Origin of the sequence: Candidatus Amarolinea dominans, from assembly GCF_016704685.1 — a bacterium.
In the GTDB taxonomy this organism is placed as follows: Bacteria; Chloroflexota; Anaerolineae; order SSC4; family Amarolineaceae; genus Amarolinea; species Amarolinea dominans.
The window spans coordinates 191,719-218,192 of the sequence record NZ_JADIZS010000079.1; the positions used below are offsets into that span (position 1 = coordinate 191,719).

General features: G+C 64.4%; 33 protein-coding genes, 1 tRNA gene and 2 pseudogenes. 13 read left to right on the forward strand and 23 right to left on the reverse strand.

Translation table 11 applies throughout. From position 1 onward, the window contains the following. Positions 1-3 precede the first annotated feature (3 nt). The 6 genes from ltaE (at position 4) to IPF85_RS26540 (ending at position 2,664) form a co-directional block, all read left to right on the forward strand. Positions 4-1,038, forward strand: a complete 1,035-nt coding sequence (ltaE, locus tag IPF85_RS26515) for a low-specificity L-threonine aldolase (protein WP_343411058.1) — start codon at positions 4-6, stop codon at positions 1,036-1,038. Positions 1,039-1,133: 95 nt separating this feature from the next. After that, positions 1,134-1,206 (forward strand) — tRNA-Asp (locus IPF85_RS26520). A gap of 212 nt (positions 1,207-1,418) precedes the next feature. Then, entirely contained in the window at positions 1,419-1,685 is a 267-nt protein-coding gene (locus tag IPF85_RS26525) for an AbrB/MazE/SpoVT family DNA-binding domain-containing protein (RefSeq protein WP_343411059.1), read from the forward strand. Then, complete coding sequence (locus IPF85_RS26530; RefSeq protein ID WP_343411060.1) at positions 1,673-2,011, forward strand: type II toxin-antitoxin system PemK/MazF family toxin; 339 nt, start codon at positions 1,673-1,675, stop codon at positions 2,009-2,011. Before IPF85_RS26525 ends, IPF85_RS26530 begins: the two co-directional genes overlap by 13 nt. 76 nt (positions 2,012-2,087) lie before the next feature. Next, a complete protein-coding gene (locus IPF85_RS26535) occupies positions 2,088-2,321 on the forward strand; it encodes a type II toxin-antitoxin system RelE/ParE family toxin (protein ID WP_343411061.1) in 234 nt (77 codons plus the stop codon). Between the two features lie 40 nt (positions 2,322-2,361). After that, positions 2,362-2,664 (forward strand): HigA family addiction module antitoxin, encoded by a 303-nt coding sequence (locus IPF85_RS26540; protein WP_343411062.1) that lies wholly within the window; start codon positions 2,362-2,364, stop codon positions 2,662-2,664. 27 nt (positions 2,665-2,691) lie between these two features. Here the strand turns inward: IPF85_RS26540 and IPF85_RS26545 are convergent, their stop codons facing one another. The 5 genes from IPF85_RS26545 to IPF85_RS26565 all read right to left on the reverse strand — a co-directional run bounded on the left by IPF85_RS26545 (position 2,692) and on the right by IPF85_RS26565 (position 6,146). Then, a complete protein-coding gene (locus tag IPF85_RS26545) occupies positions 2,692-3,192 on the reverse strand; it encodes a hypothetical protein (RefSeq protein WP_343411063.1) in 501 nt (166 codons plus the stop codon). Positions 3,193-3,251: 59 nt separating this feature from the next. Then, positions 3,252-4,463, reverse strand: coding sequence for a hypothetical protein (locus IPF85_RS26550; protein ID WP_343411064.1), 1,212 nt, complete (start codon positions 4,461-4,463; stop codon positions 3,252-3,254). Further along, complete coding sequence (locus tag IPF85_RS26555) at positions 4,460-4,699, reverse strand: hypothetical protein (protein WP_343411065.1); 240 nt, start codon at positions 4,697-4,699, stop codon at positions 4,460-4,462. Before IPF85_RS26555 ends, IPF85_RS26550 begins: the two co-directional genes overlap by 4 nt. A gap of 28 nt (positions 4,700-4,727) precedes the next feature. Next, positions 4,728-5,744: a methyltransferase gene (locus tag IPF85_RS26560; RefSeq protein ID WP_343411066.1), complete on the reverse strand. Its 1,017-nt coding sequence runs from the start codon at positions 5,742-5,744 to the stop codon at positions 4,728-4,730. 153 nt (positions 5,745-5,897) lie between these two features. Next, the gene (locus tag IPF85_RS26565; protein WP_343411067.1) at positions 5,898-6,146 is read right to left on the reverse strand and encodes a hypothetical protein; all 249 of its coding nucleotides are present in this window, start codon (positions 6,144-6,146) and stop codon (positions 5,898-5,900) included. 85 nt (positions 6,147-6,231) lie between these two features. Here IPF85_RS26565 and IPF85_RS26570 point away from each other — a divergent pair, with 85 nt between their 5' ends. The 3 genes from IPF85_RS26570 to IPF85_RS26580 all read left to right on the forward strand — a co-directional run bounded on the left by IPF85_RS26570 (position 6,232) and on the right by IPF85_RS26580 (position 8,985). Further along, a complete protein-coding gene (locus tag IPF85_RS26570; RefSeq protein WP_343411068.1) occupies positions 6,232-6,918 on the forward strand; it encodes a hypothetical protein in 687 nt (228 codons plus the stop codon). Between the two features lie 203 nt (positions 6,919-7,121). Beyond that, positions 7,122-8,405 carry an AAA family ATPase gene (locus IPF85_RS26575; RefSeq protein ID WP_343411069.1) on the forward strand — a complete coding sequence of 428 codons (1,284 nt, stop codon included), beginning with the start codon at positions 7,122-7,124 and terminating at the stop codon, positions 8,403-8,405. Between the two features lies 1 nt (position 8,406). Further along, on the forward strand, positions 8,407-8,985 hold the full coding sequence (locus IPF85_RS26580) for a hypothetical protein (protein ID WP_343411070.1): 579 nt from the start codon (positions 8,407-8,409) through the stop codon (positions 8,983-8,985). Positions 8,986-9,083: 98 nt separating this feature from the next. On the opposite strand, the gene IPF85_RS26585 is transcribed toward IPF85_RS26580, so the two are convergent. Further along, a complete protein-coding gene (locus tag IPF85_RS26585; protein WP_343411071.1) occupies positions 9,084-10,604 on the reverse strand; it encodes a WD40 repeat domain-containing protein in 1,521 nt (506 codons plus the stop codon). Positions 10,605-10,815: 211 nt separating this feature from the next. On the opposite strand from IPF85_RS26585, the gene IPF85_RS26590 reads away from it, so the two are divergent. Continuing rightward, complete coding sequence (locus tag IPF85_RS26590; RefSeq protein ID WP_343411072.1) at positions 10,816-11,124, forward strand: hypothetical protein; 309 nt, start codon at positions 10,816-10,818, stop codon at positions 11,122-11,124. Positions 11,125-11,164: 40 nt separating this feature from the next. On the opposite strand, the gene IPF85_RS26595 is transcribed toward IPF85_RS26590, so the two are convergent. Further along, a complete protein-coding gene (locus IPF85_RS26595) occupies positions 11,165-12,280 on the reverse strand; it encodes an NB-ARC domain-containing protein (protein ID WP_343411073.1) in 1,116 nt (371 codons plus the stop codon). A 148-nt stretch (positions 12,281-12,428) separates the two neighbouring features. On the opposite strand from IPF85_RS26595, the gene IPF85_RS26600 reads away from it, so the two are divergent. Further along, positions 12,429-12,617: a hypothetical protein gene (locus IPF85_RS26600; RefSeq protein ID WP_343411074.1), complete on the forward strand. Its 189-nt coding sequence runs from the start codon at positions 12,429-12,431 to the stop codon at positions 12,615-12,617. Positions 12,618-12,789: 172 nt separating this feature from the next. Here IPF85_RS26600 and IPF85_RS26605 read toward each other — a convergent pair. Next, positions 12,790-13,109 (reverse strand): annotated as a pseudogene (locus IPF85_RS26605) (HigA family addiction module antitoxin). Between the two features lie 146 nt (positions 13,110-13,255). On the opposite strand from IPF85_RS26605, the gene IPF85_RS26610 reads away from it, so the two are divergent. Continuing rightward, positions 13,256-13,549, forward strand: coding sequence for a DUF3800 domain-containing protein (locus tag IPF85_RS26610; protein ID WP_343411075.1), 294 nt, complete (start codon positions 13,256-13,258; stop codon positions 13,547-13,549). Between the two features lie 210 nt (positions 13,550-13,759). Here IPF85_RS26610 and IPF85_RS26615 read toward each other — a convergent pair whose 3' ends face one another. The 12 genes from IPF85_RS26615 to IPF85_RS26670 form a co-directional block, all read right to left on the reverse strand. Next, positions 13,760-14,017, reverse strand: coding sequence for a hypothetical protein (locus tag IPF85_RS26615; RefSeq protein WP_343411076.1), 258 nt, complete (start codon positions 14,015-14,017; stop codon positions 13,760-13,762). A 42-nt stretch (positions 14,018-14,059) separates the two neighbouring features. After that, positions 14,060-14,566: a hypothetical protein gene (locus IPF85_RS26620; protein WP_343411077.1), complete on the reverse strand. Its 507-nt coding sequence runs from the start codon at positions 14,564-14,566 to the stop codon at positions 14,060-14,062. After that, positions 14,563-15,345, reverse strand: a complete 783-nt coding sequence (locus tag IPF85_RS26625) for an NAD(P)-binding domain-containing protein (RefSeq protein WP_343411078.1) — start codon at positions 15,343-15,345, stop codon at positions 14,563-14,565. Before IPF85_RS26625 ends, IPF85_RS26620 begins: the two co-directional genes overlap by 4 nt. Before the next feature lie 36 nt (positions 15,346-15,381). Next, positions 15,382-15,654 carry a hypothetical protein gene (locus IPF85_RS26630; RefSeq protein ID WP_343411079.1) on the reverse strand — a complete coding sequence of 91 codons (273 nt, stop codon included), beginning with the start codon at positions 15,652-15,654 and terminating at the stop codon, positions 15,382-15,384. Between the two features lie 2 nt (positions 15,655-15,656). Beyond that, a complete protein-coding gene (locus IPF85_RS26635; protein ID WP_343411080.1) occupies positions 15,657-15,959 on the reverse strand; it encodes a hypothetical protein in 303 nt (100 codons plus the stop codon). Between the two features lie 86 nt (positions 15,960-16,045). Next, positions 16,046-16,423 carry a cupin domain-containing protein gene (locus IPF85_RS26640; RefSeq protein ID WP_343411081.1) on the reverse strand — a complete coding sequence of 126 codons (378 nt, stop codon included), beginning with the start codon at positions 16,421-16,423 and terminating at the stop codon, positions 16,046-16,048. A gap of 613 nt (positions 16,424-17,036) precedes the next feature. Next, complete coding sequence (locus IPF85_RS26645) at positions 17,037-17,378, reverse strand: ester cyclase (RefSeq protein WP_343411082.1); 342 nt, start codon at positions 17,376-17,378, stop codon at positions 17,037-17,039. Positions 17,379-17,585: 207 nt separating this feature from the next. Beyond that, positions 17,586-18,020, reverse strand: a complete 435-nt coding sequence (locus IPF85_RS26650; RefSeq protein ID WP_343411083.1) for an ester cyclase — start codon at positions 18,018-18,020, stop codon at positions 17,586-17,588. Between the two features lie 204 nt (positions 18,021-18,224). After that, the gene (locus IPF85_RS26655; protein WP_343411084.1) at positions 18,225-18,659 is read right to left on the reverse strand and encodes an ester cyclase; all 435 of its coding nucleotides are present in this window, start codon (positions 18,657-18,659) and stop codon (positions 18,225-18,227) included. 19 nt (positions 18,660-18,678) lie between these two features. Beyond that, a complete protein-coding gene (locus tag IPF85_RS26660; RefSeq protein ID WP_343411085.1) occupies positions 18,679-20,763 on the reverse strand; it encodes an ATP-binding protein in 2,085 nt (694 codons plus the stop codon). A 136-nt stretch (positions 20,764-20,899) separates the two neighbouring features. Then, positions 20,900-22,375, reverse strand: coding sequence for a radical SAM protein (locus IPF85_RS26665; protein WP_343411086.1), 1,476 nt, complete (start codon positions 22,373-22,375; stop codon positions 20,900-20,902). Between the two features lie 34 nt (positions 22,376-22,409). After that, the gene (locus tag IPF85_RS26670; RefSeq protein WP_343411087.1) at positions 22,410-23,393 is read right to left on the reverse strand and encodes a lysylphosphatidylglycerol synthase transmembrane domain-containing protein; all 984 of its coding nucleotides are present in this window, start codon (positions 23,391-23,393) and stop codon (positions 22,410-22,412) included. Between the two features lie 537 nt (positions 23,394-23,930). Here IPF85_RS26670 and IPF85_RS26675 point away from each other — a divergent pair. After that, positions 23,931-24,425 carry a peroxiredoxin family protein gene (locus IPF85_RS26675; RefSeq protein ID WP_343411088.1) on the forward strand — a complete coding sequence of 165 codons (495 nt, stop codon included), beginning with the start codon at positions 23,931-23,933 and terminating at the stop codon, positions 24,423-24,425. Positions 24,426-24,552: 127 nt separating this feature from the next. On the opposite strand, the gene IPF85_RS26680 is transcribed toward IPF85_RS26675, so the two are convergent. The 3 genes and pseudogenes from IPF85_RS26680 to IPF85_RS26690 all read right to left on the reverse strand — a co-directional run. Next, positions 24,553-24,729, reverse strand: coding sequence for a hypothetical protein (locus IPF85_RS26680; RefSeq protein WP_343411107.1), 177 nt, complete (start codon positions 24,727-24,729; stop codon positions 24,553-24,555). 81 nt (positions 24,730-24,810) lie between these two features. Next, entirely contained in the window at positions 24,811-25,314 is a 504-nt protein-coding gene (locus IPF85_RS26685) for an FAD-dependent oxidoreductase (RefSeq protein ID WP_343411105.1), read from the reverse strand. Next, a pseudogene (locus tag IPF85_RS26690) lies at positions 25,289-25,543 on the reverse strand (FAD-dependent oxidoreductase); the annotation flags it as partial. The pseudogene IPF85_RS26690 and the gene IPF85_RS26685, both read right to left, overlap by 26 nt. Positions 25,544-26,474: the final 931 nt, after the last annotated feature.

Consider the following 26,474-nt stretch of genomic DNA (forward strand, 5'->3'; position numbering starts at 1 on the left):
GTGATGAAGATCATTGATTTACGTTCGGATACGATTACGCGGCCGACGCTGGCGATGCGGCTGGCGATGGCGAACGCGGTGGTGGGCGATGATGTGCTGGGCGATGACCCAACGGTGCAGCGGCTGGAAGCGCTGGCCGCGGCGCGGCTGGGCAAGGAAGCGGCCCTGTTCGTCGCCAGCGGTCATATGGGCAACCTGGTCTCCCTGCTGACGCACTGCGGCCGCGGGGATGAGATCATCGTGGGCGATCAGGCGCACATTTTCTATTATGAACAGGGCAGCGCGGCCGTGGTGGGCGGTATCCATCCGCGCACGGTGCCCAATCAGACGGACGGCACGTTGGCTCTCGATCAGATCGAGGCAGCGATTCGGGGCGATAATGTGCATTTTCCGCGCACGCGCCTGATCTGCCTGGAGAACACGCACAACCGCTGCGGCGGCGCGGTGCTCGACGTGGCTTATGTGCAAGCTGTCGGCGCCCTGGCGCGGCGCCATCAGCTCAAGCTGCACGTGGACGGCGCGCGCGTGTTCAACGCCGCGGCGGCGCTGGGCGTGGAGGTCAGGGAATTGGCAGCCGACGCTGATTCAGTTTCCTTCTGCCTGTCGAAGGGCCTGGCCGCGCCGATCGGTTCCGTGGTATGCGGTTCGGCCGCGTTCATTCAGCAGGCGCGGCGCAACCGCAAGCTGCTGGGCGGCGGTATGCGTCAGGCCGGCGTGATTGCCGCGGCCGGCATCGTGGCCCTGGAACAGATGGTGGAGCGGCTGGTGGACGATCATGCCAACGCGCAACGCCTGTCCGCGGGCCTGAGTCAGATTCCCGGCCTGGCCGCCGACCCCGCGCGTACTCAGACCAACATCGTGATGTTCGAGCTGACTCGCCCGGACATGACCCCCGCGCACCTGCAGAGCGCCCTGGAGGCGGCGGGCGTGCGCCTGTTCACCGTCGGCGGCCGGCGGCTGCGCGCCGTGACTCACTACGAAGTCAGCGCGGAGGACATCAGCGAGGCGCTGGAACGGATCGCGGGCGTCATGGCTTGATGTGACCGCGTCCTTTGCCGCCTGAAAACTTGACGAAAGCCCCCGTGCATGGTAAGATGCCGTTCGTCAGGTTGAACACAGTTCAGCTCGACAAGGGGGGCGTGGTGTAGCGGTTAACATGTCGGCCTGTCAAGCCGAAGACCGCGGGTTCAAATCCCGTCGCTCCCGCTCGAACAAAGGCGTCTGTGCATTTATTGCACAGGCGCTTTTGTTTTGCCGGCTGGACGCAGGGTTATTGAGCCGTAACCGTTGTTTCCGCAAAGAGTTCTCTGTCATGCCGATCCTTACCTTATTGCGTAGAGGAAATGTCCCGCCCTGACGGTTTGACACCCGTCATTGATGTAATTATAATGTAATTACATCTGTTGAGGAGGAAAGCTATGACAGTCGCGATACAGACGCGTATCGTGCGCATCGGCAACTCACAGGGGATTCGCATCCCCAAGCCGCTGTTAGAGCAGGCTGGGATTGGCGACAGCGTAGAGCTAGAAGTACACGACGGACAGATCTCCATCCGGCCGGCGCGCCGCGTCCGCGCGGGCTGGGCCAAAGGGTTTGTTGCGATGGCGATGGCAGGCGATGATCCACTGCTGGATGGCGCGCAGCTTACGGCCACAACCTGGGACGAGGAGGAATGGGAATGGTAACTGGCCCGGTGGATCGGTTCGATGTCTACCTGGTTCTTCTCGACCCGACCCTGGGCAGCGAGATACAGAAAACGCGGCCGTGTCTGGTCGTATCGCCAAACGAGATGAACCACCACATCGCGACAGTAATCGTGGCGCCCATGACCACGAAAGGCCGGCCTTACCCAACCCGGGTTCCCTGTACCTTCGAGGGCAAAGAGGGACAGGTGGTACTCGACCAATTGCGCACCGTTGACAAGCTCCGGTTAGTGCGCCGGCTGGGCCGCATCGCGGAAGAGGTCCAGGAAACGGTGTTGATGACGCTGGCCGAGATGTTTGCGTCTTGAACGCCTGCTGCCTGTCAGATCGAGTTTTTGGATCGGTCCATGATATCATGGGCCGGCGGCCGCGCTGCGCAGCAACATGGACGCGGCCGAGTACAAGCACGTCCGCAGGGAAATCCTCTTCATTGATGCCCGCAAGCTGGGCGCGATGACTGCGCTCGCTGACCTGACGCTGTTTCCAGGCTGGCGACTCGAACAGCTCAAGGAGGACAGAACCGGCCAGTACAGCATTCGCATCAACGACCAGTACCGGATTTGCTTCCAATGGAACGGGATCGACGTCCTGAATGTCGAAATTACCGACTGCCACTAAGCGCCGCAGCGAAAATCATGGCGCTGACATCGAGGCTAGTATGACGATTACACCACGACGAGCGATCGCAGTGCATCCTGGCGAGATCCTGCAAGAGATTCTCGACCAGAACCAGATCACCCAATCCCTGGTCGCTGAGCGCCTGGGCATGGCGCAATCCAAGATCAGCGACATCTGCCGCGGCAAGCGGGGTATGACGCCTGACATGGCTATGCGGCTGGGCAGACTGTTCGGGCAGAATCCCCGCTTCTGGCTCAACATGCAGGAGAACTGGGAGCTTAGCCAACTGAACGAGGCAGCCTATGCCGGAATCGAGCCGATTCATCTGCAGACGGCAGTCTAGCGGCCGAGCAAGCCGCAGTTGTCACTCTTACAAATACCGCGCCACGGCCATCAGCGCCAGCGCCGCGGTGGCCAGGATGGTGCTCCATTGGCTGCTGGAGGCCAGCTTGGCCTGCAAGCGTCCCATCTCCGCCAGTTGTTCCGGCTGGGGCGGGCTGCCCGCGACCTGCATCTGGCCGCCCAGCGCGGCGAGCTTGCCCGCTGTGGGGGCGGTGGAGAAGGTGCCGAGCAGGAAGGCCCCGATCCCGGCCAGGGAGCCGAGGGTGAGGCCGATGCCCAGGGGGCTGCTGATCCAGGCCCAGGAGAAGCCGGAGAGCAGCCAGTAGAGCAGCAGGCCGGCGGCAGTGGTCAGCATGGAAGCGATGCCCATGGCCTGGGAAATGGCAGCCATAGGCAAGTGCCGTTCGCTGCCCGGCCCGGCCTTGCGCGCCCCCGGCAGGATGACCAGGGCCAGCATTAGGGCGCTGCCCGCCCAGAATGTGCCGGCAGCGATGTGAATCAAGCGCAAGATGATCAAGATGAGTTGCATGAGACCTTATCTCCTTACATGAAATGATTGGAATGGGTTCAACCTGACTCCGCAGGCGGTTACGTCGCCGTTCCCGGCGCGGCGCGCAGGCGCAGCAGATAGGTGATGATGGCAATCAGGATCGCCGTGCCCATGATCGGTGCGAAGACCTGCTTGACCGGCGCGGACTGCAGCATCAACCCCACGACGAAGCCGACCAGGCCCACGTTCATCCCCCAGAAGATGACGTGATCGGCCCACGGCCACAGCGAATGCCGCCCGCTCGCCAGCTCCGCCGCCAGGCCCAACAGCCCGTTGGTCATCACGCCGATGAACATGGCGTGATCCATGGCAAAGACCATCCAGAAGGGGATCTTGGAGAAGTCCGGCGGGTCGCCGTAGGCGCCGGTGATGAAGCTGACGATCATGGTGGTGATCAGGGCCAAGTTGGCGATGAGGAAGAAGGCGCTGATGGCATAGTGCCGGGCGGGGCCGCCCGCCAGCCAGCGCACGGCCAGCATCTTCGGCCCCAGCCGCACCAGGTAGATGATGATGCCGATGACCTGGAAGGGGATGTACAGGCCGATCAGTATAGGGTCGTTGGCCAGGGCGCCGAAGGTGATGATCACCCCGCCGATGAAGGGCAGGATCACCTGCGCCCAGCCGGCTTTGCTGGCCCGCTTCTGCGCCGACTCCGGGTCGAGCCGCCATTCGCTGAGGGCCATGCCTGCCAACACCAGGTAGCCCACCACCATTGTGGTCGGGTGGGTGAGGAACAGGCTATCGGACAGCGAGGGCAGCCAGCCTTTGAGCCAGATGCCCATCAACACGCCCAGGATGGCGCCGATGGTCAGGGTGGTGGCGGCGGCGGCCATGCCCAGCCGAGGCGTGCTCAGGGGCGCGCCCCGCAGCATCGCCACGATCCAGGCGTAGAAGCCCAGGAGGGCCGCCAGGGTGAGGCTGCCTCCGGCCAGGCGCAGATCCAGGTTGCCGGTGTAAAAGGCGTAAGCGTAGAAGAGGATGGACAGGATGGCGACCACCCCCAGCCAGCGCGGGGCGGATGCCCGCCAGCCGCTGACCGTTCGCCCCTCACAGAAGATCCACAGGCAGGCGGCGATGAAGCCGAGAGTGATCCAGCCCAGCGTGCCGGCGTGGACGTGCGCCATCAGCATCGGGCGGGCGAACTCCATCGCATCGAGGCCGTTGAGGATGCCGACGACGACGGTGAAGGAAAAGATCAACAGCCCGGCTTGCAGGAGCAGCTTGATCTCGCGGCGGAATTGGGTGTTCATGCCGTCCCTCCTTTGCGAGCCATCAGATACGCGGCCTCGCCGGCCAGGAAGCCGGAGCCGCAGCAGTTTTCCATCAGCTTCTCGATGTAAAAATGGGGGCCGAAGTCCGCTTCTACCTCACCGGGCTGCATCGGCCCGAAGCCGAACAGCGCCCAGATCAGCCGGTCGTACCAGCGCAGCGGCCACTGGTGGACATAGAGAATGAACTGGCTATCCGCGTGGGTCAGGGGCAGCACTTGCCCTGAGCCTTTGGCGAGCGCCCGGCTACAGCGCCGCCTCCACTAAACGCAGCGGGAACATCGGCGATTCGGTCGGGACGATGATGCGCTGCATCTGCAGGCCGGCGTTTGCCAGCAGCGCGCGGAACTCCTCGGCCGTGCGCTCCCGTCCGCCGATCTGCACCAGCATGTGCAAGTCGTAGAACGCGCTCATCGCGTCCACCGGCTCAGCGATCACCCGGTCAATGATGAGCAATTTCGAACCGGGCTGCATGGCTTGCCGGCAGCGTTCGAGGATGACCGCACACTTCGCATCGGACCAGTCGTGCAGCACGGCTTTCAAAATCAGCAGGTCGGCCGAGGGCACGCGCTCGAAGAAGCTGCCGGCCACCACCTCGGCCCGGTCATCGATCTCGCCCAGCACATGGTTCGCAACCACGCCCGGCATATCGTAGAGGATGCCGCGCAGATGCGGGTTGGCTTCCATGACCCGCTTGAGGAAGGCGCCCTGGCCGCCGCCGACGTCGCAGACAGTGCGGAACGGGGAGAAGTCATACGCCGGCACGAGAGCGGGGTCGGTCATCTGGGCATAGATCGCCATTTGCTGCTGGAAGGGCAGGCCCAGTTCCGGGTACTGCTCCAGATAGTCGAAAAAGGGCATACCCATCACATGCGTGAAGGCGCTCTCACCGGTGGCCAGGCTGTAGGCAAAGTTCTGCCAGGGGCGCTGGTAGCCTTCTGTGCCCATCATCTGAATGCCGTTGACCATGCTGCCGGGCGTGTCCTTGAGCATCATCCGGCCCAGGTTGGTGAGCGCGTAGCGGTCGCCCTCGCGGGCGGTGATGTCGAGGGTGGTCGTCATGCGCAGGGCGCGGTAGAGCGTGTCCCGGTGCAGGCCGCACGCGTCGGCGATCTCATCCACGGTGCGGGGTTGGCCGGCCATCTGCTCGATCACGCCGGTCTTGACGAGGCTGTGGCAGAGCATCAGGCTCGCCCAGCCCTGCACCCACTGGAAGAAGCGGGCCTGAGGCGGGACGGCGGGCGGGGTGTTAGGTGTGGTCATCTGTTCATCTCCTTTGGCAAATTGCCATTCATCTTGATCGTCCCGCAGGGGGTTAGCCAGCCTGCGGGACAACCTCATTTCCTACTCTGTCTTCGCCTGCCGCAGGAACGGCAGCCCTGTGACACCGATGGTGATGTGGCTGTACACAACCGATTACTGTTCGATGTTGTCCGATAGTTCGCGTTCGATGTGTTGTTCTGTTGGCTCACCTCCCTTCATCCAGGCCGTCAGGTGCGCGCTGAGCTGGTCCAGGGAGGTGAAGCCGGTCCGCCGGCCCGTTTGCGGGTCTTCCAGGCTGATGCGCCGGTCCGCCGGTCCGCCGGGGACGCTGCTGGCCGCCTCCCACAGGCTGAGCACGAAGATGCGATAGCGGCCTGGCCGGCTCTTGGAATGCTGAGGCATGTGTGCTGGCTTACCTCTCGAATTCGTGCTACACTTGCCCCATCATAGCACGGCATCGTTTAGAGATCGTTTATTGGGGGACTCCATGATGCAAGAGCTCAAAATCCATCTCTTCGGTGGCGTGGAGATCGCGCTGAACGATGTTCCCCTTGGCTCCTTCTCTCAGGCACAGATGGTCCCAAAACGCAGTTCGGTAAATTCTTTCAGGCGCACGAACTCCTGTTGGTTCTCGACAATCTCGAACACCTGCTCGACTTCGCCGACATCCTGGTTGAATTCCTGCGAGATCGCCCGCAGCCTGGATTTTCTTGCCACGTTCCAACGCGACATTCCCGAACGACAAAGAAGCCTGCGCGCGGTTTTCGATTCCTCCTGGGCGCGCCTCACGACGGAAGAGCAAAACGCCTTCCTGCGCCTTTCGACGTTTCTCGGCGGGTTTACCCTCCCCGCCGCGCAGGCCGTGGCGGACTGCCCGTCTTCCCTGCTGGCATCGTTGACCGACCGCTCTTTCGTGCAACGCGACCCGGAAGGGCGCTACTCCATCCACGAAGTGTTGCGCCAGTATGCAGACGAAAAACTTCGCGCCGCCCCGCAAGATTTCACGGAAACCCAGGACAAGCACAGCGCATATTACACCGGCTGGCTGGCGCAGGTGGAACCATCCCTGGCCGGCGCAAAGGAAAAGGAAATACTCTGTGGTGAAAAATGCGGTTACGTTTGGTATTGCCGGCCGCGCCTGGTTTGGATTGACATTCAAGGCAACGCCCGCTAAACTAGTGCAGTTAGGTGTAAGTGATCCGCTGCTTCGTAGTAGCGACTTCAGTCGCTCTGTGGTCGCAGAAACGACTAAAGTCTTCACTACAAACTGCCTGGCAACTTACGCCGCCGCCCACTTGGTCGAAAGCGACTACGGGATAGAACAAGCAGCGGCAGAGTGACCACGTTGGGATTGTTCGGATCTCAGGAGAGAGAAGGATGTTGACACGTTTACGCCTGGAACGATTCAAAAATTTCAAGGATGCGGAACTGAGGCTTGGACCATTCACCGTGCTGATGGGAACCAACGCCTCCGGCAAGAGCAACGTGCGTGACGCGTTCCGTTTTCTGCACGGCATTGCACGGGGCTATACACTGGCCGATACCATCGGTGAAAAATGGGGCGAAGGCGGCGTGCTGCAGTGGCGCGGCATTCGTGGGGGATCGGTAGAAGCCGCCTACCAGGGCGCTGCAACGTTCGCACTCACGGCTGACTTCGAATCCACCAACGGGCAAGGCAACCTGATCCCCGCCTCAGCAACCTACGCCATCGAGGTCGAGCCTGGGCGCAACGGCAAGCCGCGTACCGTCCACGAGTCGCTCTACGCGGATACAACCATGCTGTTCGACTCCCACCCGCGCAGTGATCCTTTGTCGCAGGGTGATCCCCAACATCTCACTGTGCGCGTCCTGCCGGGCGGCCAATATCGCAGAGGCCACGTTGAAACCTTCATCGCCAGCCAGCCCGTCTTGTCGCAGATTGGCGAGCGCATCGCGCATCGCAAGGACGAGCGGGCGGCCGAAGTACGGCAATGGGTCAGAACAGCGCTGGCCTCATTCAACTCCATGCGTTTCCTGGATCTGAACCTCGATGCCATGCGCCTGCCCTCGCTCCCTGGTCAGACAATCTTGGGCGACCGCGGGGAGAATCTTTCGTCGGTTCTCCAGGCCATCTACGAAGACGAAAATCGTCGGCAGGCGCTCATCGGCTGGATTCAGGAACTCACGCCGATGGATGTTGTTGACTTTGCGTTTCCGCCGGACCAGACTGGGCGCGTCCTCGTCAGTCTGATCGAGGAGAATGAGCGAAAGACCTCGGCGTACAGCGCTTCCGATGGCACATTGCGCTTTCTGGCCGTACTCGCTGCTTTGCTAGGCCCAGAACCGGCGCATCTGTACTTTTTTGAGGAATTGGAGAACGGCCTGCACCCGGCGCGCCTGCACCTATTGGTAGATCTCATCGAGCAACGGGTGGCAAAACGCGATCTTCAGGTCATTGCCACCACCCATTCGCCTCAACTGCTACGCCTCCTCAGCCCAGAAAACCGTCAGGTGGCTGCGTTGGTTTACCGGTTAGCGGGCCATCCGGACGCGCGTATCCTCCGCATCGGCAGCCTGCCGGAAGAAGCCCGTCGAGTCATCGAGCAGAAGGACGTGGGCCAACTGTTGACCGCGGGCTGGTTCGAGAACATCATGTCCTTCATGGCTGACGAGGAGGTTTGATATGAACGTCCTTGTCATCCCGGAAGATTTCCGCAAGGATCAATACGTCTTGAAGCCGATCATCGCGGCCATGCTCGACGCCGTAGGCCGGCCGGCGCGGGTGGAAGTCTGCCAGGACCCTCTGTTGGGAGGCGTCGAGCAGGCGCTCAATTGGCAGCGCATCCGGGATATCATCGAGCAGTATGATTGGAAAGTTCAGCTATTCCTGCTCTGCGTGGATCGCGACGGCAAAGAAGGTCGCCGCGCGGCGCTCGATCAACTGGAACAAAAAGCCGCCGCACTGTTGCCGGTCGGTCGTGTTCTGTTGGGCGAGAACGCCTGGCAAGAAGTGGAAGTTTGGGTGCTGGCCGGACACGATCTCCCAGGAGACTGGAATTGGTCGGACATCCGGGCCGACCTTGATGCCAAAGAGACCTTCTTTTTGCCCTACGTCAGGCAACGTGGACTGCTGGAGGCCCCTGGTGAAGGGCGCAAGAAGCTGAGCGCAGAAGCCGCCCGTCGCTACACAAGAATCCGCCAACTTTGCCCGGAGGACATCGGCGCGCTGGAGGAGCGCATCAGGCTCTGGTTGGCAAAGTAGTAGCCACGAGGCCTTCTTCATCGAGATGCGCCTGCGCGACATTCCCTGCAAGCGTCAGGTGAGCGTTGCTGTGACCCGCAAAGGCCACCGTGGCCTACCTACCGCTCCACTGCGCCCAACTGCTTCAGCATCCGCACCTCCGCGTCGGTCAGGCCGGCGACGCCGGTGATGTCGAGGCCGTCGTAGGGCCGCGGGCTGTGGATCTCCTGGACGACTGCGCCGGTCGCGACGTCCCAGATACGCACCAGCTCGGTGTGGCTGCCGCCGGCCAGCAGGCGACCATCCGGGCTGAAGGCGATGGCCGGCACGCGGGTCTCGCCGTGCAGCACGCGGCCGGCCGCGCCGGTCCCGGCATCCCACAATCGCGCGGTGGCGTCGTAGCTGGCGCTGGCGAGGAGTCCGCCGTCCGGATGATAGGCCAGGTCCGCGATCATCTCGGTGTGCGCGTCCCACGACCGGATGCAGGCCCCGCTCTCCACCTCCCACAGCCGAATCACGCCGTCATGGCTGCCGCGGGCCAGGCGACCGCCGCGCGGGTCGAACGCCAGCGCCCACGTGGCCGCGCCCACCATCCACGAGCGCGCCACTGCCCGCGTTGCCATGTCCCACAGCCGGATCACGCCATCGTCGTCGCAACTGGCGAGCCAACGGCTATCGGCCGAGAAGGCCAGCCCGCGCACCGAGTTGGGGTGCTCCGGCAGAGCGACCAGTTCACCCGTCTCCGGTTGCCAGAGACAGACGGTCGAGTCCTCGCTGCCGCTGGCCACCAGGCGTCCATCGGGGCTCCAGGCGACGATCACGACGGGCAGGCTGTGGCGGCGATGCGAGGCCAGGGGCCGGCCGTCCGCCGTGTCCCACAGGCGCACCGTCTTGTCGCTGCCGCAACTGACCAGGCGCCCGCCGTCGGGGCTGAAGGCGATCATCTGCACCCAAGCCGTGTGGCCGGGCAGATCGAGGCGGCACGCCCCGCTCGCCAGGTCCCAGACCCGAATGCGGCCATCGCTGCCCGCGGTGGCCAGCCAGGCGCGCTGCGGGTGCCAGGCCACGGTCCACGTGCGGTCGCTGCGTCCTTGCAGGGTCTGCACGCGCTGCGGGCCGCGGATGTCCCAGACGTGGATCGTCTGATCGTGGCTGCCCACGTAGAGCAGGGGCGCATCGGCGCCGGGCGCGAAGGCCAGCGCCTCGATCGCGTCGTGATGCCCCTCGAAGAGACGGTACGGCGAACCATCGGCCACGCAGCGGACGCGCACGCGGTGGTCGTGGCCGCCGCTGGCCAGCCAGGCGCCGTCCGGGCTGAAGGTCACGCTGCGCACCATGTCCCCGTGGTCGGCGAAGACGTGCAGGCAGGCGCCGTCGCGGGCGTCCCACAGCCGCACCGTCCGGTCGTCGCTGCCGCTGGCCAGCAGGTGGTCGTGGATCGGGTGAAAGGCCAGGGCCAGGACCGCGTCCGCGTGCCCCGTCCAGGACGCGCAGCGGCTCGCCGGTCTGCCCGTCCCACAGCCGGATCGTCCTGTCGTAACTGCTGCTCGCCAGCCAGCGGCCGGTCGCGCTGAACCCGCGGCCCAGGCCACCTCCGCGTGACCGGTCAGGGTGTGCAAGGAGCCGGCCGTCCGCCACACGCCACAGGCGCACTGTCCTGTCGCTGGGCGCGCTGGCCAGGAGCGTTCCGTCCGGGCTGAAGACGGCCGCGCGCACGCGGTTTTCGTGGCCGGCCAGGCTGCGCAGGCAGTCGCCGGTGAGCACGTCCCACAGGCGGATCGTCTTGTCGCTGGAGGCGCTGGCCAGCAGCCGGCCGTCGGGGCTGAACGCGACCGAGCGCACCCAGTCGTTGTGCCCCTTGAGCGTGAACAGCCGCTTGAAGTCCCGGCAGCGCCAGAGGTAGATCTCGCCGCTGTCCGCGCCGGCCGCCAGCAGCGCGCCGTCTTGACTCAGCCCCAGCGCGGCCACACTGGCAAACGCTTCGGTGAAGACGGTCTCGCGCAGGTCGGCGCGGGCCAGGTTGACCCGGTGCAGGTCGAGGCCCCGCAGGAAGGCCCGCCAGATGCTCACGCCGGAGAAGTCAGCGCCGGTCAGGTCGGCCTGGGCGTGGCGCAGAAGGTTCAGGGCGTTGCCGGCCGTGTAGCCGGGGGGCCGGGCTAACCGCTCCGCTGCCGCCAGGTGGCCCAGCCGTTGGCGCAGCTCAGCCGTCGCCGGCCAGACCTGGCGCAGGCGCTCGACCAGGGGCGCGGCGAGAAACCGTTCCTGGCCCAGCCGCCGGTGCTCGGCCGCAACCGGGTTGAGCAGCGGCAACCCGGCGGAAGAGGTCGGGCTGCCCGGCCATCAGCTCGTCGGCCATGCGCGCCACCAGGCGGTCCGTCACGTACTCCAGCACGATGTCCTGCAGAAAGAAGCCGGCCGCGTCGCGATCGGTCAAGTGGCGGCGCAGGAGGGATGCCAGGGTGGACCGCACGTCGCCCACGGGCCGGCGGGGCAGCAGGTGCTCGACCAGGTCGGTCACGGCGAGGGCTGTGCGCTCGACCGCCAGCCAGTGCATGATGTCCTGCTCGCCGGTTGCCAGGCGGCCGAAATGCTCGTCCAGCAGGTCGTTGACATCGCCGAAGGCGAAGCGCTCCTCGGCCAGGAACGCGTCCAGCCGGCCGGCGTAGAGGTCACGGATGGGCGCGGCCGCCAGTTGCAGCATCAGCGGGTTGCCGGCGTAGTGGGCCACCAGCGCCGCCCACTCCTCGGGGGCGCCGGCGATGCGGGCGTCCTGCAGGATGGCCTGCGCCGCGGGGACGTCCATGCCGCGCAGGTGGAGGGAGGCGGCCCGTAGCGACTGAACCTCCCAGCGCGCCATGTCATGCGGCTGTTCGCGGCCGATCACCACCAGGCAGCTTCGATGCTCGGTCTCGGCCGCGGTCCCGAGCAGGTCGCCGTAGGCCTCGTAGCCGGCGCGGAAGTGGCCGGCCGACCGGCCGGGCTGCATGATCGCCTCGAGCTTGTCCAGGATCAACAGGCAGCGCGCCTGGCGGAAGTAGGCCAGCAGCCGGTCGAGGCGGCCGGCCGTGGACGGGGGCAGGTCGGTGTCGCGGTAGCCGGAGAAGAAGTGGATGCACTCGGCCAGCACCTCGTCTGGCGGCGGGCCGTCCTGCAGGAGAACCCACTTCACCGCTGTGAACCCGGGCGCGGCGTCGAGCGCGGCGCGCCGGGTCAGGAAGGTCTTGCCGATGCCGCCCAGGCCGAACACGCCGAGCAGGCGGCGGCGATCCTGGAGCAGCCAGCGGTCGAGCTGCGCCAGCTCCGGCGCGCGGCCCACGAAGCGGGAGACGTCCGGCGCACGGCCCCAATCGGCCCGGCCTGCGGGCTGCGCAGGGGCCGTAGGGCGCCTGGAGGGGCGGCACAGGCTGAGCCTGCACAGCCAGCACCGCGTCGGGGTGCGGATGGCCGGCCAGGGTCAGTAGCGTGTGCAGATCGGCCCGGAATTGCGCCGGGGGCAGGCCGGCGTTCTGCGCGAAGACAGCCAGGGTCTGCGCCAGCGTTTCAATGTCCTGCCGGCGGGCGACCGGCAGCCCTTGGCGCCACTTGGCCACCAGATCGCCGCCCCGCTTGCCCATTCTGTGGCCGATATCCAACTGCATGCCCGCGATCGTTAGGCCGCCGACATCCTTGATACGGTAAAGGAGAGCGGTCAACAGATCGGCGAACTTGTTCCAATCGGCGAGCATTGGAGGCTCCGTGTGCAAATTTCTAGGGATTTTTTCCATGTGGAGTTCTTCGAGAGCGGCGCCAGGGGAGTACACCGCGTGCGCCCAGAGGTGTTGCTGGCTAGGCAGGAACCGCTAACGGTTGGATGCGCATCAGGTCCGCCTGGCTACGCCGCGCCAACTCCCAGAGGTCCCGGGCCTGTTGGGCGTTGAGCCAAAACGCAGCGGAGTTGCCGAAAGGCCGGGGCCAGGCGCAGCGCCATCAACGGCGTGATCGCCCGCTCCTCGCGCAACAGCTCGTGAATGGTCTGGCGCGATACGCCCTAACGCCGCAGCCAGTCCGCTGGCAGTCAATCCGTAGTCTGGCATAAAATCCTCGCGCAGCATCTCGCCGGGATGCGTGGGTGGAGTCTGCCGTTGATCTGTGTTCGCGATTGCCATCGTTCTTACACCTCAATGATAGTCCGCAATCTCAACTTCGTAGGCATCACCGACGGCAAACGTTCTGATCATGTGTGGATTGTAACGCTTCACGTGACAACTGTCAAGGTAAGATATCGGCCCGGCTGGACTTCTACCTCTACTTCGTGACTGAGCTGATCCGGCTGATTCCCCAGGACAAACGTGAAGGCGCAACCTTGATTCTGGACGAATTCGGCTCAGCCGCCACACAGCGGACGGAACTACGCCGGTTCATGACGGCCAGAAGCATCCCGCGTAGCTTCAAGCGCATCCTGGTCAAGCGCTCCCGGAGCGAACCGTTGATCCAGGTTGCCGATCTCATAGCAGGGGCGGTCCTACGGCGCGATGCCGAGGCGGACGCCGAAGCCTACGAATACGTGACAGGGAAACTCAGGCAAGTTTGGGAGTATCGAGGATAACAGACAATAACCCGCCCCGCTAGCCCGATCCTTCACGCAGAAGGGGGCAGGCCGCCATCCTGGCGATTGCGGCGATTCTGTTCGCCCCGCTGCTGATGGCAGAGCGCGCCGCCCAGGGCCGGCTACAGGGGCACCTCATGGTTGTGGGATGCAAACGGAACTACGCCACGATGTTGTAGAACTCCCGCCGGCCCGACTCGACCAGCGGCATCATGCGGGCGAACCAATCGCCGAACTCCGGCATCGCGAACTCCTCGGCGATGAACTGCTGCCACGCCGCGAATCAGGCCACTTCGATTTCGGTGACGACCGTGAAGAAGGGCCGCTCGCATCGGTCAGAGTGCGGTTGCCGCGCAACTCAATACTGTGCTGGCCATGTCGCCAATGCTCGGCGATCTCCCCGAAGAGGGCGACCAGTTCATCGCCCCGACCGTACTTTGCCTGGAAAACATCACGTACCAGTAACATCGTGTACTCTCCTGTTCTTAATGGATTGCTCATTCTGATTGCTCATTCTGATTGCTCATTCTGATTGCTCATTCTGTTGCCATATTGCTCTTCTGATTGCTCATCCCCTGCGATATGCCCGGCGATGAACGCGGCATCGTCGCCCACGCCCAACAGCAGGCCGGATTTTTGCGTGTGCAGCCAGGGCATGCCGACGAAATAGAGGCCGGAGTAGGCTGTGACTCCGCGCTGTTGCAGCGGAAAGCCGTCGCTGTCAGTCACGGCCAGTTTGACCAGGCTGAAGTCGAAGTTGTAGCCCGCCGCCCAGATCACCGTCGTGATTCCAGCCTCTTGCACGTCCAGTTCTGTGATGATCGGCTGGTCGTAGCCGTCGCGCCGCGCCGGCAGCCGCGCTGGTGGCGCATCCAGCCCATTGTGGGCGATATGGCTGTCAATCAGGCCGAGCACACGGGCCTCGAACTGGTCAGACTTGGTCAGCGATTCGTGCAGATCGGGCGCCATGCCGAGCCGGCCATCGCTTGCGCCCGTCAGGTGGCCTAACAGCGTCACGCCAGCGCGGGCGAACTGGTGTAGGTTGAGATCGTGCCCGCCGCCCGCGCCGGAGACGTGCGGATTAGCTGCGAACCGCGGCAGGGCGAGGGGAGCATGTCGGGCGTGCGGTCGAAGAAGCCAGCCAGGGTCAGCCACTCGTAGGTATCCTTGCCGCGATAGCGCCGCGGCGCACGGCCGGCGCCGCCCACGCTGTGGAAGACCCGCCGGCCGGCGCCGTGCAGCTCCTCGGCGATCTGGCAGCCCGACTGGCCGCTGCCGACCACGAGCACGGCCCCGGGCGGGAGGGCGGCGGGATTGCGATATTGTTCGGAGTGTAGTTGCAGCACATCTGTCGACAGTCCGGCCGCAAACGCGGGGATCTTGGCGCGCTGGAAGAGGCCAGTGGCCACCACCACGTTTTGCGCCTCGAAGTCGCCTGCGGTCGTGCGCACCCGATAGCCGGGACGATCGGTCAGTGGCTCGACCGCGGTCACGTCCACACCGAACGACACCGGCAGAGCGTGGCCGGCCACATAGCGTTCAAAGGTGGCCACGATCTCGTCGCGCGGCTTGAATCCACCTGGATCGGCACCGTCGTACTCCGCACCGGGCAGCCGAAACATCCAATTGGGCGTTACCAGGGTGAAGCTGTCCCAGCGCTGGCGCCAGGCATGGCCAGGCCGCTCGGCCCTTTCCAGCACCACGTGCTCGCGGCCATGCTGCTTGAGCCAATAGCTGGTTGATAGCCCGGCCTGCCCGCCGCCGACAATCACGGTCTCGACGCGTTTTGTGGTCATCTCAATCCCCAATTGAATGCCCATACGACAGGTGCGTCACCGCAGGCTGCCATACGCCTCACGGAGGTGCGCCTCGACCTGCCGCCAATCGGTCGCGACATCGGTCGAATAGCCGCCGGTGATGCGATCCACGGTCGCGGCGGCCTGCGCTCGCAGCTCCGCCGACCGGCGGATCGCCTCCGATTGCCCATCGAACAGCGCGGCGTGCAGCCGCGCGAGTGACGCGACCATCGGTTCGATGTCGCCTGTGTGGTTCGGCGCTTGCTTGCGTTCGAGCGCCAGCCGGCGATGGACAACCCAATAGTCCATCTCTAGTTTCGCCAGAGTCTCGCGTCGGCCCGCAGACCGGCAGAGCCTCGCGCCTTGTCGTAGAAGCGGCGCAGGTGCGCGGTGGCCCCTGGCGCGTCGTTGTCTACCGGCGCAAAGGCGACGCTGGCCCGCAAGATATCAACCGCTGCAGCGATCGCGGTCGGCAGCGACATGCGAAACTCCTCCCGGTTCAACTGCACCATCAGCCAGAAGACCCGGGGCCAGTTGCGGTCGTAGTAGGCTCGCCAGCCAGCACTCTCGAAGTAGGCGACGCGGTCGGGGTCGCGCACGGAATCCTTAGACATAGCTGCGGTCTCCTGGGCTGGTAAGGTGGCTGCGGCCCAGGTCGCCAAAATCACAGGGACGAGCGTGACCTGGGCCACTGAGACCGTTATTGTTCGGGCGCCATGGCCTGCATGTTGCGCCCAACGACCTCCATTGTCTGCGCCCACGGCCCAATCGGGCTGAACTCGACATACTCGCAGCCGGCCTCCAAGACCGGCCGATGGCCTGGCGGGGCGTAGTAGGCATCGCCCGCGCTGTAGCCCTCCTCCCGGTCGGCAAACCGAAAACGCATGCGGCCCTTCACGACATAACCCCAGTGCGGACACTGGCAGCGGTCGTCCGGCAGGCCGGCGAACAGCGGCCCTGGGTCGGCCTCCTGCCGTGTCTCGCCACGTTCAATGATCATGCCACCCCATTCGACATGGCGGATCGTCACAGATGGGATCTCAACGTCAATCGGGAAATCATTCAGTGTGCCACGCATCGTTTGCCTCCAGTAGTATGAGTCGAACTCTCAGAACGGGTAGGCCGTTGCGTCGTCAAGGCCGATGTAGTCGACAACTTTCTCGTTGCGCAACGTCCAGATGTGCACCAAGAGGACATCAAAAGGGTCTCCCGGTCTGCCTGACCAGGCCGTTCCACTTGATGAGCACGACCACTTTGCTGTCTTGTGCAACAATTTCGGAAGGGTTGAACCCGCTTACCTCTACGGCTTCATTGAGGGCCCTAAAGAACTCCACGATCTCCGCATGACCTCGGCAGGGTTTGCCCCATTGACCGGGAAAACGGCCTTGCCCATACGGATTGATCAGGTGGCATTCTCGTCGACATAGGCGAGAACGGCTGGAACGTCGCCGCTTCCAAACGCTTCGTAGACCTTCTGAATGACCTGCACGTTCGTCTCGACTGTTGACATAGGAATTGTTCTCCTTTCCTAGAGTTGGTAGCTGACAGATTGGTAGATTGGCAAAATGGTCAGAGCCATTGTCGGCCGATTGCCCGCAGGAGGCCCGCCACATCCCAGATGAAGTCCGCTTTTGTGATCTGGCCATCGTGCAGGGTGAAAGTTGAGACCCCGCGCACCATCACGCGGACTGCTACCCCGGGATGAGCCCGAGCTGCTGGAGCATGCCGAGCATGTCGCTGACTTCCCGGCGCTCCGCAATTTTTCCGTTCACCACGGTGTCAATCACGATGGACTCGTTTTGGAAGGACCGTCCCGTGGGCGGAATGCCGTTGAGCGTCCCTGTGTGCGTTCCGCTCCATGCCACCCGACTCACGACCTTATTGCCGTCCTCGAACTGCTCCAGGACGGTCTCCGTGAAGGTCGGCAAACCCGGCAGAAGGCAGAGCCGAGCTGTTTGTAGCCCGCGAGATCCAGCGGCCCTGGCGCACTGGTCGTGTAGACGACAAGATCCTCGCTGAAGAGTGGCATACACCCCTCCACATCGTGTTGATTGCCATACGTTTCGAAGAACTTGAGCGAGACGGATTTGTTGGACATGGAATGCCTCCTGAATTGGTAACTTGGTAACTTGGTGGATCGGTAACGGTCACTGATGTGCTGGCCGATCGCTCAGACACCTTAGTCTACTGCTTCCGGCTGGTCAATCACCAGACCGAAAGCTGCTCACTTTTTGCTCACTTCACAGCTCTGGCAGCAGGCCAATGGCCCGCAGGAGGCCTGCCACATCCCAGATGAAGTCCGCTTTTGTGATCTGGCCCTCTTGCAGGGTGAAGGTTGAGACCCCGCGCACCGTCACGTGGCGGCCGCTGGCCGGGATGTTCATCAGCGTGCCCAGATGGGTTCCTCGCGCAGTCCAGAGCGCCACGGCGCGTTCCCCCGCGACGATCAGGTCACTCAGCGTGAAGGTCACATCGGGGATCGCCTGGAAGTAACCCGCCAGCGCCCGGCGGATGCCTGCGCGACCCTGCTGCGGCTGGGCCAGGGCCACATCGTTATTCACACAATCGGGGGCGAAGAAGGCCGCAGCCAGATCGAGATCATGGGTGTTCCAGGCCGCGATGAGGTCTGTCACTAAACGCTCGCCCGGCATGGTCGCGCTTGCCTGGACCGACATGTAGACGCTCCCTGAATGAGATCATCGAGCCGCGCTCGGCAGCGATGGACTGATCTTACGCCCGAACGTTGCTCATTCACCAGATCATTTTTTGTTCACTTGGCGCTCATTTGCGCGCCCCGGCCGGCCGCCGAATGGGGAAACAAAAGTGCGGCTGCCATCAACGGCAACCGCACTTTGCGAAGGGGCCTTCTGAACAGGGGGTTAGAGTTCCGGCAATAGCCCGATCTCCCGCAGCAGCCCGGCCACATCCCAGATGTAGGTCGCTCGCAAGAGCTTGCCCGTTCGGAACGTCAGGAGTGAGGCGCCGCGCACGGCGATGCGCCGTCCCGTGCTGGGGATGTTCATCAACGGGCCGCTATGGGTGGCGTGCGCCCGCCATACCTGGACGACGCGCTCGCCCTGAATGACGGCATCCTCCACCGTGAAATGGATGTCGGGGAACGCCGCCAGGTAGGCCGCCACCGAGGCGGCCATCCCCTCCGGCCCGCGGTGCGGCGCGGCTTCACCGATGTTCTCCCCCTCGTAATCCGCCGCGCAAAGCGCCGCCACGCGCTGGGGATCGTGCGAATTCCAGGCGTCGGTCAATTGCGCGGCCAGACGCGCAAGCGTTTCATGGCGGTCGTCCTGATCCGGCATCGAATCCTCCTTTGTCCTTTCACCCGCCCACTTCCCGTTGCCACAACACCGCCGTCACCTGGGCGATGCCGGCCATCAGGTGGCGGCGATAGGTGCTGAAGGGTAAATCCAGCAATTCGGCCGCGCGTTCCTGGGTCGGCGCGGGTTGAAAATAGGTGTGATGCAGCGCCCGGTGGAGTTTGAGATCCCGGGGTGAGGCCTGCAGCGCGTCAGCGGCCTCCTTGATGAGCGCCTGCAAAGCCACTGCCCGGTCGGCCGGCGCAGCATGGCGGACCGCGTCGAGCACCAGCCGCGAGCGCATCAGCGGGTTCCCGCGCAACACGTCGGGCCGCACGAAGTCGCGCAAGGCATCCCGCACCGCGACGGCGAAATCGGACTGGCTGAGCACGACGATCGGCTCAGCGAATTTCGCCGCTGCAACGGCCGTCGCAGGCGCGCCCACTTCCCGCTCACCCAGCAACATCAGCCAGGCGGCCGGCGGCACAACCCGCCAGTCGTGCCCATACACACCGTAAGCCCGCTCCCCCATGACAAACCCCGCCTCGGGCAGCCGGGTCAGGTCGGCATAGGCCAACACCATCTCCCAGAAATCAGCCTGCGCGCAGGGAAAGAAGGTGTAGGCGAGGCCGGGCGTGGTGAGGTAGTGGCTGACCGCCTGGATGAAAACCAGGCTTTGCACGGGTGAGACCGCCTGATAGGTCTCTTCGCCCATCCAGAAACGGAAATGGGTGGCCCTTTCGCCGGGCCGCAGCGCCGCGTGTCTGTTCAGGTAGGTCCACGCCGCCTGCGCCGCGGGATCGGCCTGGAGATCCTGGGGAGCGGCGCGCTCCAGCGCGATCATCGCCATGAAACCGATCGGCGCCTGATGCGCGTCACGAAATACCAGGAAGCTCTCGGGCTGCCGCGCCAGCCAATGGGCGGCCAGGCGTGCCGACTCCGCGCCTTCATGTTTGCTGACCATCGCGGCCAGCGCCGGCCAATCGGCTGCGCGTGCGGCATCCGGCAGGATGCTGCCCCCCTCGGCCCACTCGAAGAAGGGCCGGACGGCCGGGTTTTCACGATGCAGAAAGACGAGATCGAACAGCAGCCGCTGCTGCGCATCGCGCTGCTCGGCGCCCAGCCGGCCGACGTAGAAGCTGCGCGCTCGCCGGTGCAGTTCTTTGTACCAATCGGGATGCCGCCAGCGCAGGTCGGTCACCAGCGCCTCGCGGGCCAGATCGTGCGGAAAGAGGCCCAACGGCCCCGACTCGATGAATGACAGGCCGCGCAGCCAATCGAACAACTCGTGGGGATCGGGCAAGGCCAGCATCTCCGCCAGCAGCGGCTCGCTGATCAGCCGCACCAACGCGCAGGCTTCGAGCGCGGCGCGATGGGCGGGGCCGGGCACTTTCTGCACGAACTGTTCCAACAGGGTCTTGATGATGTCGGGCGCAGCTTCCGGCTGAAAGATGACCGCCGGGCGCTGGGCGAACGTTTCTGCCACCAATGACAGGGCCAGGGGATGTCCGTGGGTGAAGGTCAGGACGGCCTGACATTGATCTTCGGGGACGTTGCGTTGCCGCAGATACGCGCGGCTCTCTTCGGAGCTGAGATTGCGCAGCGGCAAGACCCGCAGCAACGTCTGCCAGCCTGGATCGGCTCGCCAGGCCGGCGCGGGCGGGTTGCGGCCGGCCAGCACGACCAGCACGTTCTCCGGCAGTTGCGGCAGGAACACCTCGCGCAGCCAGTTGTCCAGCGGCGCCAGCAGCTCATACGTGTCTACCAGGATCACCTGTCGCCCCCCGCCAACAGTCGGAAAGGGCGCCGATGTCTCGTTGGGCATGATGGGCAGAGTCGCCCGCAACGCGTTCAGAAACGCTTCCGGCGCTGGCTCGAAGTTGCGTGCGTCCAGGTAGCAGGCTGGGACCTGGGTCTCCGTGGCGATGCTGCTGAACTCGCGCAGGAGCGAGGACTTGCCCATGCCACCCGACCCCAAGACATACAGCACGAGGAACGGCAAGTCAGCCGCGGCCAATGCCGTCCGGAAAAGCTCGCGCTCGGCTATGCGACCGACGAAATAGCGTCGCCGCGCAGCCAGCAGCCGATCCGCCAGACGGAATGACATCGCTCACCTCACGTGGATACAAAAAGCACAGAACAACGGCGCAATTGTACCATAAATATGGACTGGTCGTAACTGCTCAGGCGGCCCCTCCGGGCGCTATCGAGACCATTCTCACTGCCTGGCTGAGCAGTTACCCCTAGCCTCGCAGTCGAATATAGTGCCTGGTCAGCTTGAACAACTCGGTCGGGTGCATTCTGATCGGATGCACGCGGCGGTAGATCGCGTAGCCCTTATGCAGCTTGTGGACCCACCAGAAGAGGGTATCGGTCACGAGGTTGTGCGGCAGATTGATGAGCCGGCGGATGAGCGGCTCCAGCCGCGGCCATTCGACGCCGATGCCGAACAACCGCTGCAAGTGCTCGACGCGCGTCTTGGCCTCCTTGCTCTCGAAGGTCAGGATGGAGCGTTCCCAGGCGACCTCGCTAAAATCGTCCAGCGTGCCGGGCACCAGCCCCTTGTCGCGGGCAAATTTACCCAGTTCCGTGCCCGGATAGGGCTGGAAGAGAAACGCGTGGGCGTAGCTGATCTGCGCCTCTCTGTTGAGGTGCATCGTCGCGAAGTCATCTTCGAGCGTGCTGGTGGGTAGCCCCAGGATATTGGTGGCGGTGACGTGCATTCCGGTCTCGCGCACCAGGCGGCCGGCGGTCACGATCTCCTCGCGGGTCATCCGCCGGTGGAGCAGTTCGGTGCGGATGCGGTCGTCGGCCGACTCGATGCCCATGCTCACGGTATGGCAGCCGGCCTGCCTGAGCAAGGTCAGCAGTTCGGGCTGTTTGACCACCAGGCTGGCCTGCACGTTGCAGAAAAAGGGCAGGCCGACGGCAGCCGGCCATTTTTCAGCCAACTCCTTGAGCCAGACTTTGTCCACGATGAAGAGATCATCCACGAACACCACATGTTCCAGCGGCCACCGGGCACGCACCGTCTGCACCTCACCGATCACATCGTCTACCGTGCGGCGGTAGTGCCGGCGCTCACGCGGATACAGTTCGTGGAGCGCGTGGTTGAAACAATAGCTACAGTTGAACGGGCAGCCGCGCGAGGTGATGAAGTGCTTGATGGCGCTCTGCGCGAGCTGGGGATGGCGATCATAAACCAGGGCGCGATCGGGGGTGGGCAGGGTCGAAAGCTCGCGCACCAACGGCCGCACCGGCGATTTGACGATATGCCCGTCCAGCTTGAACCACCAGTTCGACATCTCGGGGCCGAGCGCGCCCTGGGCCAGGCAGTCGGCCAGATCGAGCAGCGCGCCCTCACCCTCGCCGCGGCAGACGCCATCCACCCCCGGCTCTTCGATCATCTGGGAGAAGAAGGTGGGGTGCGGGCCGCCGAAAGCCGAGAAGATCGGCTGCTTGCCCGCGGCGCTGCGGATCGGGGCGAGCGCGGCGCGCAACTGCTGGTTCAACGCCAGATACCCCGCCTGCGAGCCGGTCATCACGCTGTAGGCCAGGATATCGGGCTGGTAGCTGACGGCCCGCGCCACCGGGTCTTCCTCGGTCGCCACGGTGAGCGCCACCTCATGCCCGGCCTGCTTCAGCACCGCCGAGAGCGACATGATGCCCTGGGGCTCGTAACTCAGTTCCTGGGAGACAAATAGAATCCGTGAAGTCATTCTCTGTAATCCTCTTTCTTCCATACACACGTCGCTAAATTCCCGATACAGAAGGGCCAGAGGCTCTTGTGGCGCGCCGGGTGCGTAACCAGAAGAGACCACCGGGCAGGCTGGCGAGCAGCTGCGTCAATTGCATGAGCAGCGAGACAGCCAGCGCGTGGTCGGCGCTCACCCCTATCGGGACATAGAAGAAGGGATAGGCCGCCTGGCTGACGCCGAGGCCGCCGATGGAGATCGGGAGCGTCATGACCAGCGCGATCAACGGGTTGAACAAGAAGATGGCAAGCAGCGGCATCTGGCCACCCATGGCCTGCGAGACGAGCCAGTTGACCAGTGCCGTGCATAGGAGGCCGAGGACGGCAATCCCGAACGCGATCCCCACGGCCCGCAAGCGGAAGCGGTAAGCGTCCAGGGCCTGCGAAACGTGGCCCCATGTCCGCGCCAATGGCGCGAGAGGGCGCCAGCCGAAAAGCCGCGTGATGAGTGCGCGCAGCCGCCGGCTGAGCAGCATCGCCAGCACCAGCGCGGACGCTAACGCCGCCAGGAGGGCTACCCCTTCCATCTGGCGCAGATCCTGGCGCCCGACCAGGTTCACGGCAATGATGCCGGCGATGGCAGCTGAACTCATATAGGCCAGGAAACCCACGATGCGGTCCACCAGCACGGAGATCGCCGCGTCAGCCGGGCGGTCAGTGAGACGGGCTAACCCATACCCGCGCATGACGTCACCGCCGAGGTTGGCTGAGGGCAGGAAGTTGTTGAAGAAGAAACCGATGAATTGGAACTCGAGCAGCCTTGCAAAGGGGATGACGACCCCCTGGGCTCGCAACAGCACGTGCCATTTCGCGCCGTTGACGATCATGGCTAACACGAAGACCAGCAGCGCGGCCAGGAGGTACCCGGGGCGCGCCGAAGCAAGCTGGCTGCCCACCTCAGCGAGCGGCACGCGGCTGAATGTCCACGCGATCAACCCAACGCTGATCACGATTTTCAGTACGGTGATGGCCGTGGTTCTCATCTCTCACATCCATGAAGAATCGGGGGATCTCTACTGACGCCCTCACTTCGACCGGCTGTCTACAGCCAGCGCCCATCGGTGTCAAACACGTGCCGGCGCGCGATTGACACGGCGCGCTTCTGCGACCAAGCCATGTCCCACACTGCGTGGCGATCGTGCCTGATAGCGTAATCGTACCAGCCCAAGAGACGCGACCACGCTTCCAACACTGCCAATAGCGCGAGCACACCATCACGCGTCTCTTGAATAATAGCTGTTCCGGCATTGTACCATGCCTTGCGCCATCGAGACAATTCGGCTGGCTGAACCGGGGTATCAATTTCTGGTCTCGAAACGCAGTCCGCCGAATTGCTCGGCCGTGTACGAAATCAAACAAATCCGTTCTTCTTGATCCGGGGCAATGCCCGACGACGGGCTTTCTGTCTGCCGGCGCAGATACTGGAGCAGTGCTCTCCTCCATTGCCTGGGGTGACCGGCCACGCTCGCGCGCCGTCCAACGAGCGTAGATAAGACAACCTTCAATTCAGGAGTATGAAAATGTCACGTGTCTCCCTCAACCAGGTCGCGCCCGACTTCAGCCTGGCCGACTTTCGCGGCAACACCGTCCGTCTGGCCGATTTCCGCGGTTACAAGAACGTCTTGCTGGTCTTCAATCGCACCTTCACTTGACCGTTCTGCCGCGCGCACATGGCGCAGTTGCGCCAGGATTACAGCCAGTTTGTTGCGCGCGACATCGAAGTCGTCGTGGTTGGCCCCGAAGACGCCAGGACGTTTGCGGCCTACTTCGCCGAACATTCGCTGCCGTTCATCGGCCTGCCCGACCCGAACGCGAGTGTGCTGAAGCTTTACGGGCAGGAAGTGAACCTGTTCAAGTTGGGCCGGATGCCGGCCCAGGTGTTGATTGACAAGGCCGGTGTGGCGCGCTACGTTCACTACGGCCACAACATGAGCGACATTCCCGCCAACGAGGAGCTGCTGGCCCTGGGAGATGAGATCAACGCCGCGGAGGCGCCTGTTCTGCCTGCGCCTTGAGCGCCTGCGGCTCGCCGTGGAGCGCTCCACGGCGAGCGTCAGCGTCATTTATCAGTATACATCGGGAATAGGAGCGGCGCGGGCGGGATGTCCGCGCTCAGCGGCCGAACGAGGTGTGTGAGCGCGATTACGCGCTCTTGAGATGCTCGCGAATCAACAGCGCAGCCGTGGCCCCTTCGCCGGCCGCGGAGGCGACCTGCTTGGTGCTGCCGGCGCGCATATCTCCGCCGCGAAGATGCCGGGCGCTGGTCTCCAGAATGCCCGGCTCACGCGCTCTCGAAGCCGGTCGGTCGCTCGCCGCCATGCACCAGGTCGTGCCCGGTGACGACGAAGCCCCAGCGGTCGAGGCGAATTCGATCAGGGTTCAGGAAGCCGGTGTTTGGCGTCAGACCGATGAAGACGAACACGCCAGCGGGGTGGATGACCTCGGTGCTGGCAGACTGAAGGTCCCGGATTGTGACCGCCTTGAGCTTGCCGCCCGCGCCGTCGAAGCGCACAACCTCGGTGTGGAAGCGTACCTCGATCTTGGGATGGCGCAGCGTTTTTCTCCTGGATGACCTGGCTGGCCTTGAGTTGATCCGCGCACGAGCAGCGTCACCTTCTCGGTCAGGCTGGCCAGGAAGATGCTCTCCTCGGCCGCACTGTTGCCGCCGCCGATGACCGCGACCGGCAGACCCTTGTAGAACGGCCCGTCGCAGGTGGCGCAGAAGTGGATGCCCGCGCCGATGAAGTCGTTCTCGCCCGGCGCTTCCAGGCGACGGTAGCGGCTGCCCGTGGTCAACAGGAGCGCACGCGCTGTACTCGCTGCCGTCAGCGGTAGCCACGCAGTGGTAGTTGTGATGACTGCGGACGCCCGCCACGTCTTGCGCTTGCAACATCTCGACGCCAAAGCGTGCCGCTTGCTGGCGCAACTGGTCGGCGAACTTGGCGCCCTCGATCCCTTCGGCGAACCCCGGCATGTTGTCCAGGCGCTCGGTGGCCGCGGCCTGGCCGCCCAGCGCGGCGCGCTCGATCACCAGTGTTGAAATGCCCTCGCGTGCTGCGTACAGCGCCGCGGTCAGCCCGGCCGGCCCACCGCCGACCACGATCAGGTCGTAATGGCTGCGTTCGGCCTTCATTTTCAGACCCAGTTTCGCCGCCAACGCCGCGTTGGATGGCTCCACCAGGAGCGCGCCGTCCGCGAACTCGATGGTTGGGATGATGCGCTTGCCGGCGTTCTTCGCCAGGACGTAGGCCTCGCCGGCCTTGTCCTGCTCGATATCCACCCAGCGGTAGGGGGATTTGGTGCTCGCCCAGGAACTGTTTGCTGCGGCGACAATCCCGGACACCAGTAGGCGCCGTAGACGGTGATGGTTGGTTCGGTCATTTTTTTACCTCTCTTCAGCCCTCAGGGCAGCCAGAAGCGTCTCGAACTCCTCCCGGCAATCCCCGCAGCGCTCCAAGTGATCCTGCACCAGCGGCATGGCTTCGGCTGCCTTTCTGTCTTGATGGATCATCTTGGGCAGCACGACTATAGCACAAACCCGGGTTTGCTACAAACCATTCCTGTGAATCGGGGACCTCATGGGCCTCGATTCGCATCGCGATGTCGTCCTCGGACACAATACCATAGACGCCTTGCACGTGCCCCGTCTTACCCCACGACTGCAACCGCGACCCGTTCGCCCCACGCAATATCCGCCGGGGGTGGAATGCGCCGCGCACGCATCGTCAAGGCGACGGGGGGAGGGGGCGGGGCCCGCCGGCCCCCCGGGGGAGCGGGGGGTCGGCCGGGGGGCGGCGGGGGGGGGACGGGCGGGCGCCCCGAGGTTCGGGGGAGGACGCCGAGACCCCCCGAGGGGCGGGGAACCGGAGAAAGGAAACCCCCGGCCCCGGGATGGGGGGGGGGGGGCGGGCGCCCGAAGCGTCGGCCCGGGGGAGCGGGGAAGCGCCCTCCAAGTGGAAACGGAGGGGGCACGCCAGAACCCCCAGAGCGGGGCAAGGGGGGGGCGGCCGAAAGGGGGGGGGGCGCCGGGGGGGCGGGGGGGGGGGGGGGGGGGCCCGCGGGGG

Bases quoted from the DNA above. Each gene is read 5' to 3' on its own strand.
- IPF85_RS26580 (WP_343411070.1), top strand. From the start codon at position 8,407: ATGAACGTCCTTGTCATCCCGGAAGATTTCCGCAAGGATCAATACGTC.
- IPF85_RS26525 (WP_343411059.1), top strand. From the start codon at position 1,419: ATGACAGTCGCGATACAGACGCGTATCGTGCGCATCGGCAACTCACAG.
- IPF85_RS26540 (WP_343411062.1), top strand. From the start codon at position 2,362: ATGACGATTACACCACGACGAGCGATCGCAGTGCATCCTGGCGAGATC.
- IPF85_RS26630 (WP_343411079.1), bottom strand. From the start codon at position 15,654: ATGGACTATTGGGTTGTCCATCGCCGGCTGGCGCTCGAACGCAAGCAA.
- IPF85_RS26680 (WP_343411107.1), bottom strand. From the start codon at position 24,729: ATGGCGGCGAGCGACCGACCGGCTTCGAGAGCGCGTGAGCCGGGCATT.
- IPF85_RS26545 (WP_343411063.1), bottom strand. From the start codon at position 3,192: ATGCAACTCATCTTGATCATCTTGCGCTTGATTCACATCGCTGCCGGC.
- ltaE (WP_343411058.1), top strand. From the start codon at position 4: ATGAAGATCATTGATTTACGTTCGGATACGATTACGCGGCCGACGCTG.
- IPF85_RS26640 (WP_343411081.1), bottom strand. From the start codon at position 16,423: ATGCGTGGCACACTGAATGATTTCCCGATTGACGTTGAGATCCCATCT.
- IPF85_RS26530 (WP_343411060.1), top strand. From the start codon at position 1,673: ATGGGAATGGTAACTGGCCCGGTGGATCGGTTCGATGTCTACCTGGTT.
- IPF85_RS26670 (WP_343411087.1), bottom strand. From the start codon at position 23,393: ATGAGAACCACGGCCATCACCGTACTGAAAATCGTGATCAGCGTTGGG.
- IPF85_RS26665 (WP_343411086.1), bottom strand. From the start codon at position 22,375: ATGACTTCACGGATTCTATTTGTCTCCCAGGAACTGAGTTACGAGCCC.
- IPF85_RS26625 (WP_343411078.1), bottom strand. From the start codon at position 15,345: ATGACCACAAAACGCGTCGAGACCGTGATTGTCGGCGGCGGGCAGGCC.
- IPF85_RS26570 (WP_343411068.1), top strand. From the start codon at position 6,232: ATGATGCAAGAGCTCAAAATCCATCTCTTCGGTGGCGTGGAGATCGCG.
- IPF85_RS26660 (WP_343411085.1), bottom strand. From the start codon at position 20,763: ATGTCATTCCGTCTGGCGGATCGGCTGCTGGCTGCGCGGCGACGCTAT.
- IPF85_RS26565 (WP_343411067.1), bottom strand. From the start codon at position 6,146: ATGCCTCAGCATTCCAAGAGCCGGCCAGGCCGCTATCGCATCTTCGTG.
- IPF85_RS26550 (WP_343411064.1), bottom strand. From the start codon at position 4,463: ATGAACACCCAATTCCGCCGCGAGATCAAGCTGCTCCTGCAAGCCGGG.
- IPF85_RS26650 (WP_343411083.1), bottom strand. From the start codon at position 18,020: ATGTCGGTCCAGGCAAGCGCGACCATGCCGGGCGAGCGTTTAGTGACA.
- IPF85_RS26575 (WP_343411069.1), top strand. From the start codon at position 7,122: ATGTTGACACGTTTACGCCTGGAACGATTCAAAAATTTCAAGGATGCG.
- IPF85_RS26535 (WP_343411061.1), top strand. From the start codon at position 2,088: ATGGACGCGGCCGAGTACAAGCACGTCCGCAGGGAAATCCTCTTCATT.
- IPF85_RS26635 (WP_343411080.1), bottom strand. From the start codon at position 15,959: ATGTCTAAGGATTCCGTGCGCGACCCCGACCGCGTCGCCTACTTCGAG.
- IPF85_RS26560 (WP_343411066.1), bottom strand. From the start codon at position 5,744: ATGACCACACCTAACACCCCGCCCGCCGTCCCGCCTCAGGCCCGCTTC.
- IPF85_RS26615 (WP_343411076.1), bottom strand. From the start codon at position 14,017: ATGTTACTGGTACGTGATGTTTTCCAGGCAAAGTACGGTCGGGGCGAT.
- IPF85_RS26655 (WP_343411084.1), bottom strand. From the start codon at position 18,659: ATGCCGGATCAGGACGACCGCCATGAAACGCTTGCGCGTCTGGCCGCG.